Annotated in this window: 10 protein-coding genes and 1 tRNA gene; 4 read left to right on the forward strand and 7 right to left on the reverse strand. The window is 66.9% G+C overall.

Annotated features, from left to right (window positions below; all coding sequences use genetic code 11):
• Positions 1–69: 69 nt before the first annotated feature.
• On the reverse strand, positions 70–1,524 hold the full coding sequence (locus tag VGN58_RS12245) for an MFS transporter (RefSeq protein WP_327483489.1): 1,455 nt from the start codon (positions 1,522–1,524) through the stop codon (positions 70–72).
• 125 nt (positions 1,525–1,649) lie between these two features.
• On the reverse strand, positions 1,650–4,193 hold the full coding sequence (locus VGN58_RS12250; RefSeq protein ID WP_327483490.1) for a glycoside hydrolase family 3 protein: 2,544 nt from the start codon (positions 4,191–4,193) through the stop codon (positions 1,650–1,652).
• Positions 4,194–4,591: 398 nt separating this feature from the next.
• On the opposite strand from VGN58_RS12250, the gene VGN58_RS12255 reads away from it, so the two are divergent.
• The 4 genes from VGN58_RS12255 to dxs all read left to right on the forward strand — a co-directional run bounded on the left by VGN58_RS12255 (position 4,592) and on the right by dxs (position 9,834).
• Entirely contained in the window at positions 4,592–5,065 is a 474-nt protein-coding gene (locus VGN58_RS12255) for an LEA type 2 family protein (protein WP_327484651.1), read from the forward strand.
• Positions 5,066–5,105: 40 nt separating this feature from the next.
• The gene (locus VGN58_RS12260) at positions 5,106–6,899 is read left to right on the forward strand and encodes an acyl-CoA dehydrogenase C-terminal domain-containing protein (protein WP_327483491.1); all 1,794 of its coding nucleotides are present in this window, start codon (positions 5,106–5,108) and stop codon (positions 6,897–6,899) included.
• Between the two features lie 94 nt (positions 6,900–6,993).
• Positions 6,994–7,647, forward strand: a complete 654-nt coding sequence (locus VGN58_RS12265) for an HNH endonuclease (protein WP_327483492.1) — start codon at positions 6,994–6,996, stop codon at positions 7,645–7,647.
• A 279-nt stretch (positions 7,648–7,926) separates the two neighbouring features.
• A complete protein-coding gene (gene dxs / locus VGN58_RS12270; protein ID WP_327483493.1) occupies positions 7,927–9,834 on the forward strand; it encodes a 1-deoxy-D-xylulose-5-phosphate synthase in 1,908 nt (635 codons plus the stop codon).
• 21 nt (positions 9,835–9,855) lie between these two features.
• Here dxs and VGN58_RS12275 read toward each other — a convergent pair whose 3' ends face one another.
• The 5 genes from VGN58_RS12275 to VGN58_RS12295 all read right to left on the reverse strand — a co-directional run bounded on the left by VGN58_RS12275 (position 9,856) and on the right by VGN58_RS12295 (position 12,344).
• Positions 9,856–10,881 carry a TraB/GumN family protein gene (locus VGN58_RS12275; RefSeq protein WP_327483494.1) on the reverse strand — a complete coding sequence of 342 codons (1,026 nt, stop codon included), beginning with the start codon at positions 10,879–10,881 and terminating at the stop codon, positions 9,856–9,858.
• A gap of 89 nt (positions 10,882–10,970) precedes the next feature.
• Entirely contained in the window at positions 10,971–11,441 is a 471-nt protein-coding gene (locus VGN58_RS12280; protein WP_327483495.1) for a cupin domain-containing protein, read from the reverse strand.
• A 103-nt stretch (positions 11,442–11,544) separates the two neighbouring features.
• Positions 11,545–11,621, reverse strand: a tRNA-Pro gene (locus VGN58_RS12285).
• 86 nt (positions 11,622–11,707) lie between these two features.
• Complete coding sequence (locus VGN58_RS12290) at positions 11,708–12,064, reverse strand: MerR family transcriptional regulator (protein ID WP_327483496.1); 357 nt, start codon at positions 12,062–12,064, stop codon at positions 11,708–11,710.
• Positions 12,045–12,344, reverse strand: a complete 300-nt coding sequence (locus VGN58_RS12295) for an integration host factor subunit alpha (RefSeq protein ID WP_055936063.1) — start codon at positions 12,342–12,344, stop codon at positions 12,045–12,047. The genes VGN58_RS12290 and VGN58_RS12295 overlap by 20 nt, the downstream gene beginning before the upstream one ends.
• Positions 12,345–12,370 lie beyond the last annotated feature (26 nt).

A 12,370-nucleotide genomic window follows, 5' to 3' on the forward strand; every position in this document is an offset into this window, starting at 1 on the left:
CCACCGGGCCGGAGAGTGGCCCGATGGCTTGGAGGATGCGCGCCGTCCTCTCTCCGGCGCGCACCGCACTCAGTGGCCGCTGCCGGCGGCCAGCTTGTCCAGGTCGATACCCTGCTTGCGCAGCGTGCGGGTCGCCGCGATGGCGTAGAACGCCAGGTAAGCGAAGCACAGTACGCCGACGATGAAGCTGAAATGCACGCCCACCTGATCCGCCAGTGCGCCCTGCGCCAAGCTGACGAAGCCGCCGCCCATGATCATCATGATCAGCAGGCTGCTGCCCTGGTTGGTCTTGTCGCCTAGACCGGTGATCGCCAACGCGAAGATGCACGGCCACATGGTGCTGCAGAACAGACCCACGCTGATGAAGGCCACCACGCTGGTCCAGCCAGTGGTGAACATGCCAACCAGCAGCGCGGCGATGCCGCACGCGGCGAAGTACAGCAGCATGCGCGCCGGATTGCCCTTGCTGGCCAGGGTGGCCAGGATCATCAACACGATGACGGCGGCATAGCCGAAGAACTGCGACACCTCGTGCTTCATGATCGCGTTGACGGCCAGGAACACGCCAAACGCCACGTACGGCAGCAACAGCGTCAGCCAGCGCTTGGCACCGGCACCGACGTTGAACGCGCCCGCCGCGCCGCCCCAGCGACCGATCATCAGGCTGGCCCAGTACAGCGATACGAACGGCGCGATCTGCGAGGTCTCCAGACCCAGGCCTTCCGGCGATTCCAAGTAGGCCGGCAGGTTACTGATCGTCGACACTTCCACGCCCACGTAGACGAAGATGGCGATCATGCCCAGCACCAGCTGCGGATAGCCCAGCGCGGATTTCTTGTGGATCAGCTTGCTGGTGTCCTGCGCTTCGGACTCCGACAGTTTCTCGAGGTCGATGTGGTTGGGCACCGACGAGAACTTCAGGAAGATCGCCACCAGGATGAAGGCCACGCCCAGCACCAGGTACGGCGTCTTGACGCTTTCGATGCTGGCTTCGGTGCCGCCGGACAACACGCTGCCGAAGATCGCCACGCTCACCAGCAGCGGACCGATGGTGGTGCCGAAGTTGTTGATGCCACCGGCCAGGGTCAGCCGCTGCGCGCCCGTCTTGGGATCACCGATGACGATGGCCAACGGATTGGCGGCGATCTGCTGCAACGAGAAGCCCAGACCGACGATGAAAAGGCCCGACAGCATCAGATTGAACGAGCCGGTATTGGCCGCCGGATAGAACAGCAGCGTGCCCAGCGCGGAGATCACCAGACCCAGGCAGATGCCGTTCTTGTAGCCGATCTTGTTGAGCAGATCGAGACCGATGATCTTGGAGACCGCCACATAGATCAGCGATCCCACGGTATAGGCCACGTAGAACGCGACGGCGACGTACTGGCTCTGTGCCTGCGTGAGATTGAAGGCTTTCTTGAACACCGGAATCAGGATGTCGTTGCTGGCGGCAACGAAACCCCAGAAGAAGAACACGGTGATCAGCACGCCGAACTGCGACCATCGGGTGGTTTGGGTGGTCATGGATTGGTATGCCTGCTGGTATGGAATCCGGACGGAGCGGCCAGCCTACGGAGCCGCCCCACGATTGCAACTTGCACTGCGTCAGCGCCCCGCGGGGAAAACCGCGGGGCACCGTACGAAACGAACTACTGCGCGCACTTCACCGCATCGGGCGCATCGGCCGCACCGGCCACCACCTGGATGTTGGTGAAGGCGGCGGCGAATGGCGCGTCGGCGGTGATGCTGAAAGGCGTATCCACGCCGCTCAGGTCGGCCCCCAGCTTGCCGAAGCACGCCAGCGGCACCTTCACCGTCTGCTTCCTGCCGACCGCGTCGCCGGACAAGGTGGCGGTGAGGTCCAAGCTGGCGCCGCAGTTCGCGCCGCAGCCGACGGTGAACTGCACCGGCGTGCTTGGCGCCTGCTTGACGATCACGTCGAACTGCACCGCCCCGCGCGAGGTCGCCATCGAGGAGAGATTGCTCTTCGACGGATTGCGGGCGAAGAAGCGCGCCGGCGCCAGCCAGGTCACTTCCTTGGCATCCTGCTGCGTGTTGACCTGCACGGTGGCGACCTGCAGCGCGGGCCTGGCCTGCGGCCAGCGCTGGACGGCGTTCATGTCCGAGCCCACCGCCTGCTCTTCGTTGCCTGCCGACATCTGCAGCGTGAAGGGTGCGATGTCCGACTGGTTGAACACGCCCAGGGCAGTGGCCTCGCCGCAACGCGTGGCGCTGTCTTCCGGCAGCTTGCCCACATTGCCGCTGTCGCCATAACGCAGGCCGGTATCCAGCGCGAACTGCGGCGCGCTGTCCGTCGTCGGACACGCCACCGCCGGCCAAGCGAACGTCAACTTGCCGCGGAAGTCGTGCGCGGGTTTGTCGTCGGTAGCCGCCACCAGGACGTCGGTCACCCCCTTGCCTTCCGTGCCCGGCAGCCAGGCGGCGACGAAGCTGCTGGAGAGGTTGATCAGATCGTTGGCGTACAGCGGACGGCCGGACAGGAACACGGTGACGACCGGCTTGCCGGTGGCGGCGGCCGCCTTCAGCGTGGCCAGGTCTTCCGGATGGCGACGGCTGTGCGCGATGGTGTCGGACGGCACGATGTCGCCATTGGTTTCCGCGTAGGGGGTTTCGCCGATGGCGGCCACGATCACGTCGTAGCTGGCCGGATCCACGCCCTCGGCGCTGTCGCGCAGCAGTACGTTCGCCTCACCGAGTTGCTCGCGCAGGCCGGCGGCGATGCTGTCCGCGTTCGGGAAGTCCGCATTGGTGTTGTCGGTGCCCTGCCAGGTCAGCGACCAGCCGCCGGTCTGGTTGGAAATGCTGTCGCCGCTCTTGCCGACCAGCAGCACGCGCTGACCCTTCTTCAGCGGAAGTGCGCCGCCGTCGTTCTTCAGCAGCACCAGCGATTCGCGCACGGCGCGGCGCGCCAGGTCGCGATGCACCAACGCCTCCGGCTTGCCGGCATGCTGGCTGGCGGACGGCTTGTGTTCCCACAGGCCGGCGCGCAGCTTGACGCGCAGGATGCGCATGACCGCGTCGTCGATGCGCGCCTGCGGAATCTCGCCCGACTTCACCTGCGCGATCGTGTTGGCGATGAAGGACTTCCACTTGTCCGGCACCATCACCATGTCGATGCCCGCATTGATCGCCTGCGGGCAGCTGTCGTCGGTGCAGCCGGCGACCTGGCCGATGCCGTTCCAATCGGAGACGACGAAACCGTCGAAACCCATCTTCTCCTTCAGCGCGACGGTCAGCAGGTCACGGGAGCCGTGCATCTTGCCGTAGTCCTTGCCGGCGGCCACGTCGTTCCAGCTGTTGAACGACGCCATCACCGTCTGCACGCCGGCTTCGATGGCACCGTAGTAGCCCTGGCCGTGGACGTTGATCATCGTGGACTGCGTGACGGTGGCGTTGCCCTGGTCCTTGCCGCCATCGGTGGCGCCGTCGCCGATGAAATGCTTGGCGGTGGCGACGACGTTGCCGTCCTTGTCGAGCACGCCCTGCATGCCCCTGACGTAGGCGGCGGCATAGTCGCGGATCAGCGCCGGCTGCGAGGAATAGCTTTCGTAGGTGCGGCCCCAGCGCGCGTCCTGGGCGACGGCGACCGTGGGGGCGAACGTCCACGACACGCCGGTGGCGCGGGTGGACTGGCCGGTAGCTTCGGCGATGCGTTCGATCAGTTCGACATCGTGCGCGGCGCCCAGGCCGATGTTGTGCGGGAAGATCGTCGCGCCGTAGACGTTGCTGTGCCCGTGCACGGCGTCGGTGCCCCAGATCACCGGCACCGGGATCTTCGCATCGCTGGACATCGACGCGTCGTAGTAGGCATCGGCGAGCGCGACCCAGTCCCCGACCTTCGCGCGCTTGTTCATCGCCGGCCAGGAACCGCCCCCGTTGAGCACCGAGCCGATGTAGTACGTGCGCACCTCGGCCGGCGTGATCGACTTGATTTCCGGCTGCACCATCTGGCCGATCTTCTGTTCCAGCGTCATGGTCGCGAGGATCTCGGCGGCGCGCGCCTCGATCGCAGGATCCCGCGCGAAACCGCTTTTCAGTGCGGGCCAGTCCTTCAGTTCGGCGGTATCTTCCGGGGCCGCATCGGCGGGCTTCGTCTCGGGCTCCTTCTGCGCACTACACGACAGGCAGGCCAACAGGCTGGCCCCCAGCAGGGTCACTCGGATCGGATTCACTCACTTCTCCCTTGGATGACGGTGCGCTCCGACATTCGCGAAGCGCTCCATGGACGCCGGCCGCACGCATCGTCCACGCATGCCAGCCGGCACCAGCCAGGGCCTTCCCAAAACACGCGACCCCCGCTGGCGGCAACGTCAACCTCGTGCAGGCCCGTTGCCGCATTCGATTGACAGCGCTGTCATATCCAAGCGGTCGGAGCGTGTCAACAGAATTCGCTCCCGGGCAGCCGCCAGCACGCGATGAGCGCTGTCGTGGCGCAACCCCTGTCCGCCGCGATGTGAGGAATTCGCTGCGTTGCAACATCCTCCAGCGTGGCCATTCCACCCGCCGCACGTCGCTCCAGCCCCCATACGCCGTAGTATCCTGCCGCATCCCTTCACGGAGCGGCGGCATGATGCGACGTACTTCCCTGCTGGCACTTCTGGCGGCGACGGCCCTGCTGGCCGGCTGCGGCGATGGCATGGTCCGACGGGTCTCCGATCCCGCCGTCAGCGTGCAGCAGCTGACTGTCAAGGCCGATGGCCAGTGGGCCGTGGACCTGCGCCTGCAGAACTACAGCAGCATCCCGATGCGCTTCGATACGGTGGAGGTCGACGTGCAGGTCGGCGATCAGGAGGCCGGCACGCTGCGCGCCTCGCCGGGCCTGTCGGTCGGCCCCGAATCGGCGGACGTGGTCACGGTCGCCTTCTCGCCCTCCAGCGCCGGACGCATCGCGGTGGCGGATGCGCTCGCCAGCCGCCGCTCCCTGCCGTACACGCTGAAGGGCAGCGCGGCCGCGACGCCCGAAGAAGCCAAGCAGCGCACCTTCGACCTCGATACCCGCAACACCCTCAACCCCGTCCCCGGCCTGGACGGCGTGCTGCGCTGAGCGCGGCGCTTCCCCTCATCCTCGATTCCGAGAAACCGCAATGCCTGCGTCCTACAAAGCCCCCCTGACCGACCTCCGCTTCGCCCTGTACGACGTGCTGGGCGTCGAAGCGTTGTTCCAGCGCCTCGGCTATACCGAGGCCACCCGCGACATCCTCGACGCCGTGCTCGACGAGGCGGCGCGCTTCACCGAAACCGTGCTCGCGCCGTTGAACAGCGTGGGCGACGAGATCGGCAGCCAACTCGACAAGGCCACCGGCGAGGTCACCACACCGGCGGGCTTCAAGGCCGCATACGCGCAGTTCGTGGAAGGCGGCTGGACCGGCCTGACCTCGTCGCCCGACGTCGGCGGCCAGGGCCTGCCGCACACCATGGGCGTGCCGCTCAACGAACTGGTCAATGCCAGCAACCTGGCCTGGGGCAACTTCCCGCTGCTGTCGCATGGCGCGGTGGAAGCGCTCAAGCACCACGGCGAGCCCTGGCAGCAGGAGGTTTTCCTCAAGCCGCTCGTCGAAGGCCGCTGGACCGGCACCATGTGCCTGACCGAGCCGCATTGCGGCACCGATCTGGGCCTGCTGAAGACCAAGGCCGAACCGAATGCCGACGGCAGCTACGCGATCACCGGCACCAAGATCTTCATCACCGCCGGCGAGCACGACCTGACCGACAACATCGTGCACTTGGTGCTGGCCAAGCTGCCCGATGCGCCGCCCGGCGCGAAGGGTATTTCGCTGTTCGTCACGCCGAAGTTCAAGGTGGCGCGCGACGGCACCGTAGGCGAGCGCAACGCGCTGGCCTGCGGCTCGATCGAGCACAAGATGGGCATCAAGGCCTCCGTCACCTGCGTGATGAACTTCGACGGCGCCCAGGGCTATCTGGTCGGCCAGCCGCACAAGGGCCTGCAGGCGATGTTCACCATGATGAATACCGCGCGCCTCGGCGTGGGCCTGCAGGGCGTGGGCCTGAGCGAGCGCGCCTACCAGAACGCGCTGCGCTACGCGCGCGAGCGCCTGCAGACACGCTCACTGAGCGGCCCGAAATACCCGGACAAGCCGGCCGATCCGATCATCGTGCATCCCGACGTGCGCCGCATGTTGCTGACGATGAAGTCGCTGATCGAAGGCAGCCGCCTGCTGGCGCTGCATGCGGGCAGCCTGATCGACGTGGCCAACCATGCCGAGGATCCCGCCGAACGCGAACGCGCCGACACGCTGGTGAGCTTCCTGACGCCGATTTCGAAGGCGTGCCAGACCGAGTGGGGCATCGAAAACACCTACCATGCGCTGCAGTGCTTCGGCGGCCATGGCTACATCCACGAGCACGGCATGGAGCAGCTGGCGCGCGATGCCCGCATCACCACGCTCTACGAGGGCACCACCGGCATCCAGGCGCTGGACCTGATGGGCCGCAAGACCGCCGCCACCCAGGCCGCCGGCCTCAAGCTGTTCCTAGCCGATGTGCATGCCTTCGTGCAGCAGCACAAGGACGACGCCACGCTGACCGAGTTCATCGACCCGCTGCAGCAGAAGGCGGCCGAATGGGCGGGACTGACGAAGAACATCCTGCAGCGCGCAGCAACGAACCCCGAGGAGATCGGTGCGGCCAGCACGGACTACCTCTTCTACTCCGGCTACGTGGTGCTCGCGTACTGGTGGGCGCGCAGCGTGGCAGCGGCCGATGCCTCCTCGCACAATGACGCCTTCAAGCAGGCCAAGCGCGAGACCGCCCGCTTCTACTTCGCCCGCATCCTGCCGCGCACGCTCGCCCATGCCGCCGCCATCGAATCCGGCGCCGAGTCGCTGATGGCGATGGACGAGACACGCTTCGGCGAGTGACCCGTCACCGGAGGAGCGCCGGCACCGCGCTCCTCCGGAAAAGTGCCGCGCCGGATACACATTTCGTCAACATTTGGGTATAACCTGCTTCTCCATGGAAGCAGACAGCGCTCAGCTTCACCTGGTCCAGACCGGTTCCCGTTCTTCGCCGGTCCCTTCTCCGTCGTCCCCCCGCCCCCACCCCGCCGCCCTGCGACTGTTGTCGCTGGATGCGCATGGCCGCGTGCTGGACTGGATCAACTGGCAGGACGCGACCTGTCTCTATGCGCGCGGCGCAGTCGCCTGGACGCTGGGCGATCCCTGCTTGCACGTGCACGGCGGCATGTCCCGCCTGACCGGCGAACGGAGCCTGATCGAACTGCATCCCATCGTGGCCTCGCGCGGCCATGCCCGCGCGCACGCACTGTCCCCCACGCCGACGCTGACCAACACGGCGCTGTTCGCCCGCGACGCCCACCTGTGCCTGTACTGCGGCCACGAGTACTCCCGCCCGCACCTGACACGCGACCACGTGCTGCCGCTGTCCAAGGGCGGCAAGGACATCTGGGAGAACGTGGTGACGGCCTGCTTCACCTGCAACTCGCGCAAGAGCAACCGCACGCCGCAGCAGGCGCACATGCCGCTGCTCGCCGTGCCGTACCGGCCCAGTTGGATCGAGCACCTGATCCTGTCCAACCGCAACATCCTGGCCGACCAGATGGCCTTCCTGAAGGCCCAACTGCCGAAGAAGTCGAAGCTCTCGGCGTGATTCATTGCCAGGATGCCCCGCCCGCACTTGCGGGCGTGCGTTCGCTGACGCGCGATCTGCCACTGGCAGATCGCAAGCGCGCCTGCTCACCCTGGCCGACCAGATGGCCTTCCTGAAGGCGCAGCTGCCGAAGAAGTCCACGTTGTCCGCTTGACCTTCGCCACTTGGCGGGCGGCTTTCCTGAACCGCCCCGGCCCGCCCCACGCCGCCTTCACGTGTTTGCTTGCCCCACTTCACATCCGGGGGGGACAATGACGGCTCAGAACACGCCTGCCGCCAATGATCGCCCCCGACCGCTATCCCCGCCTTTCACGCATCCACGTTCCGGACGACCTGCGCCAGTTCGACGAATCCGAACTGCCCGCCATCGCCGAGGAACTGCGGGGCTACCTGATCGAGTCGGTCGGCAGGAGCGGCGGGCATTTCGGCGCCGGCCTGGGCGTGATCGAACTGACGGTCGCCCTGCACTACCTGTTCGAGACGCCGCGCGACCGCCTGGTGTGGGACGTCGGCCACCAGACCTATCCGCACAAGATCCTGACCGGCCGCCGCGATTCGATCCACACGGTGAAGCAGAAGGACGGCGTGGCGCCGTTCCCCAAGCGCGAGGAAAGCGAGTACGACACCTTCGGCGTAGGCCACTCGTCCACGTCGATCTCCGCCGCGCTTGGCATGGCCATCGCGCTGCAGCAGCAGGGTGACGACCGCAAGGTGGTCGCGGTGATCGGCGACGGTGCGATGACCGCCGGCATGGCGTTCGAGGCACTGAACCACGCCGGCGGCATGGAGCCGGAACCGAACCTGCTGGTGATCCTCAACGACAACCAGATGTCGATCTCCGAGAACGTCGGCGGTCTGACCAAGATGCTGGGCCGCCTCAGCAGCAGCCGCACGCTCAACGCGCTGCGCGAGGGCGGCAAGAAGCTGCTCGGCGACAAGAAGAAGCCGCCGGCACGCTTCATGCGCCGCTGGGAAGAGCACTGGAAGGGCATGTTCGTGCCGTCAACGCTGTTCGAACAGATGGGCTTCCACTACACCGGCCCGATCGACGGCCATGACGTGGAGGCCCTCGTCGGCGCGCTGAAGACGCTGAAGACGCTGAAGGGTCCGCAGCTGCTCCACATCCTGACCACCAAGGGCAAGGGTTACGAACTCGCCGAGGGCGACCAGATCGGTTACCACGCCGTCGGCCCCTTCGACCCGGAGAAAGGACTGGTGAGCAAGGGCGGCGCCAAGAAGCCGACCTATACCGACGTCTTCAGCGACTGGCTGTGCGACATGGCCGCCGCCGAACCGAAGCTGCTGGGCATCACCCCGGCGATGCGCGAAGGCTCCGGCCTAGTGCGCTTCAGCAAGGAGTACCCGGAGCGTTACTTCGACGTGGCCATCGCCGAACAGCACGCGGTGACGCTGGCGGCCGGCATGGCCTGCGAAGGCAGCAAGCCGGTGGTGGCAATCTACTCGACCTTCCTGCAGCGCGGCTACGACCAGTTGGTGCACGATGTCGCCATCCAGCAGCTCGATGTGCTGTTCGCCATCGATCGCGGCGGCGTGGTCGGCCCCGACGGCGCCACCCATGCCGGCAACCTGGACCTCAGCTACCTGCGATGCGTACCGCACATGGTGGTGATGGCGCCGGCCGACGAGAACGAGTGCCGGCAGATGCTGAGCACCGGCTATCACTACCACGGCCCCGCCGCGGTGCGTTATCCGCGCGGCACCGGCCCGGGCGTGGCGCTGCAGTCCACGCTCGACACCCTGCCGATCGGCAAGGCCGACCTGCGCGTGCGCGGCAATCGCGTGGCGCTGCTCGCGTTCGGTTCGACCGTTGCAGCGGCCGAGCAGGTGGGCCGCGAGTTGGGGCTGACCGTCGTCAACATGCGCTTCGTGAAACCGCTGGACCGCGATCTGCTGCTGGAGCTGGCCAGGACGCACCAGGGCTTCGTCACCATCGAGGACAACGTCGTGATGGGCGGTGCCGGCTCGGGCGTGGCCGAACTGTTCAACCAAGAAGGGCTGGTCACGCCGGTGCTGCACCTGGGCCTGCCGGACGAGTTCCAGCACCACGCCAGCCGCGAAGACCTGCTGGCCGAAGCCGGCATCGACGCCGCCGGCATTCGGACCAGCGTGCTGAAGCGCTGGCCCGTCCTCGCGGCCACCCAGGCGCCGCTCACCGCAGCCGGCTGACGCCGCGAGGAGATCGCGGCCTCACTCCGGCGCTTCGATCTGGTAGCCCCTGGCCTGCAGCGCGGCCAGGTAGCCGTCGGCTTTCACCAGTTGCCAGACGGGCAACGTGGCGAAGGTGATCCGGTTCTTCGTCAGCGCGCCCTCCGCGACCTCCAGCCAGCGGGCCTGCATCCGGGGTTCGACGTTGGCGATGCCGCGCTTGCGCGCGGTGTCGGTGTCGAACCACGCCGCTGCGCAGGTCTGCTGCCAGTCCTGGCGGGCACCCGAGCGCAGCGCCGACCAGTCGCCCACGGCCCAGGCGTTCGCACGCGCCGACACCTGCGGCAGATCGCGCTCGATGACGTCCAGCGTCTTGCCGAAGCAGGCCAGGTCGCCGGGCTTGAGCGTTTCCTTGCGGAAGTCCGCCAGGGCCGCGCGGGGGTCGTCCAGCGTGAGCTTCAACAGGGTGGGCGTGCGCTTCATCTTGCGGCGCTTCAGTGCCGCATCGATCACCGGATCGATCACGCCCCCTTCGCGCAGGCCCGCGTCCGACAGCGCCTCGACATAGAGCTGGTAGGCGGCGATCAGCGGGCGCTTCTTCTCGATACCACCATCGCGCCCCAGGTGGCGCTGCTTGAGCACGCTCCAGCGCTGGTAGAGATCGGGCGGCAGCACCTCGACGAGCGTCTGCCCGTCCGGATTCTTCGAGGCTTTCAGCGCCGATGGCAGCAGCGTCAGTCCACGGAAGAATCCCACGTCGGCGTCGACCGTGATGCCCGGCGAAGCGAGCACCTCATCGGCCAGGCCCAGCACCTGGTCGACCTCATCCGAACGCCAGCGGATGTTCTTCGGCAACGGCGACTGGGTGCCCAGGATGTACAGCACATGGTCGCCGTGCCGGACTTTCCACAGTCCGGGACCGGGCTGCACGCCGGCCACCACCACGGCGTCCATGTCGATCACCCCATCCTGGGCGAGCGACGGTGCGGCAGATACGTCCTGCGCATCGGCAGGGAGGGAACAGACCAGCAGGGATACCCACAGCATCCCGAAGAACGGACGGCGCATGCCGGACACCCGGTGTGGAAGGATCGCGGAAGTTTGCCCGTGCGCAGCCGTTGCGGCGCGCAGGGCCGCGCCATCATGGGGCCATCGGTTCAGGCGACCTTGCCGCCCGCTTCGCGCAGCCGGTGGGCGACGTCGCTGCCGCTCTGCATCAGCTCGAACCCTTTCCAGCTGAAACCGGGCGATACCGAACAGTCGACCAGCGTGAAGCCGCCCAGCGAACGCGCGCTCTGCCAGACACCGGCGGGCACCACCTGGTTCGACTGCCCGCCGCGCGCGGAGGTATCCAACTGCACGCGGGTGAGCGTGCGCTGCTCGGGATCGAACATCGACAGTTCCAGCGGACTGCCGTCATGCCAGTCCCAGACCTCGGTCGCATCGACGCGATGCCAGCGGGTCACCACGCCCTCGGGCAGCAGGAACTTGATGGCGGTCAGCGCGGGCCGCTCGATCCCGTTGACCTCGGTGCGTTTGGCCGATTCGTAGACACGGCGGAAGAACCCGCCTTCCGGATGCGGCGCCAGTTGCAGATCGCGGATCAGCGCATCGGCGGTCGGGTTCATGGGAGGTCCTGTGCGTGCCGCCGTGGATGGATCGTCGCCAGCGGCGCACGACGGGCACAAAAAAAGCCCACGCATCCGCGCAGGCTTGATGTCGAACCGCGATTGGTCGGGACGGCCGGATTTGAACCGACGACCCTCTGCCCCCCAGGCAGATGCGCTACCAGGCTGCGCTACGCCCCGAATCTCGCGGATCGGCCCGCCTTGCGACGGGCCGCGCATTATAACCGGAATTCCTCGGCGACTCCCAGCAGGAGCCCCGTCGTCCCTCACCGGCGCAGCAACTGGAGGATTTCCTCCAGTTCCATGCGCACCTGACGCACGATCTGCGCGCTCATCGCCGATTCCTGCTTGGCGCCCTCGCCTTCCAGGCGCAGGCGCGCGCCGCCGATGGTATAGCCCTGTTCGTACAGCAGGCTGCGGATCTGCCGCACCATCAGCACGTCATGGCGCTGGTAGTAGCGGCGGTTGCCGCGGCGCTTGGCCGGTTCCAGGCTGGGGAACTCGGTCTCCCAGTACCGCAGCACGTGCGGCTTGACGTCGCACAGCTCGCTCACCTCACCGATGGTGAAGTAGCGCTTGGCCGGGATCGGCGGAAGCTCGCGGTTACTGCCCGGATCCAGCATACGTTTCCACCCGCTCCTTGAGTTTCTGGCCCGGCCTGAAGGTCACCACCGTCCGCGCCGAGATCGGGATCTCCTCGCCGGTCTTGGGGTTGCGACCCGGGCGCTGGTTCTTGCGGCGCAGGTCGAAATTGCCGAACCCGGACAGCTTCACCTGGCGGCCCTGTTCCAGGGCTTCGCGCAGCACGTCGAAGTACGCGTCGACGAATTCCTTCGCCTCGCGCTTGTTCAGGCCGACCTCGTCGAACAGACGTTCGGCCATCTCCGCCTTCGTCAATGCCATGGATTACTGCGTCCCCGTTGCGGCCG

This window comes from Pseudoxanthomonas sp. (genome assembly GCF_035999195.1).
Classification (GTDB): Bacteria; Pseudomonadota; Gammaproteobacteria; order Xanthomonadales; family Xanthomonadaceae; genus Pseudoxanthomonas_A.

Bases quoted from the DNA above. Each gene is read 5' to 3' on its own strand.
- VGN58_RS12245 (WP_327483489.1), bottom strand. From the start codon at position 1,524: ATGACCACCCAAACCACCCGATGGTCGCAGTTCGGCGTGCTGATCACC.
- VGN58_RS12255 (WP_327484651.1), top strand. From the start codon at position 4,592: ATGCGACGTACTTCCCTGCTGGCACTTCTGGCGGCGACGGCCCTGCTG.
- VGN58_RS12260 (WP_327483491.1), top strand. From the start codon at position 5,106: ATGCCTGCGTCCTACAAAGCCCCCCTGACCGACCTCCGCTTCGCCCTG.
- VGN58_RS12265 (WP_327483492.1), top strand. From the start codon at position 6,994: ATGGAAGCAGACAGCGCTCAGCTTCACCTGGTCCAGACCGGTTCCCGT.
- VGN58_RS12295 (WP_055936063.1), bottom strand. From the start codon at position 12,344: ATGGCATTGACGAAGGCGGAGATGGCCGAACGTCTGTTCGACGAGGTC.
- VGN58_RS12290 (WP_327483496.1), bottom strand. From the start codon at position 12,064: ATGCTGGATCCGGGCAGTAACCGCGAGCTTCCGCCGATCCCGGCCAAG.
- dxs (WP_327483493.1), top strand. From the start codon at position 7,927: ATGATCGCCCCCGACCGCTATCCCCGCCTTTCACGCATCCACGTTCCG.
- VGN58_RS12275 (WP_327483494.1), bottom strand. From the start codon at position 10,881: ATGCGCCGTCCGTTCTTCGGGATGCTGTGGGTATCCCTGCTGGTCTGT.
- VGN58_RS12280 (WP_327483495.1), bottom strand. From the start codon at position 11,441: ATGAACCCGACCGCCGATGCGCTGATCCGCGATCTGCAACTGGCGCCG.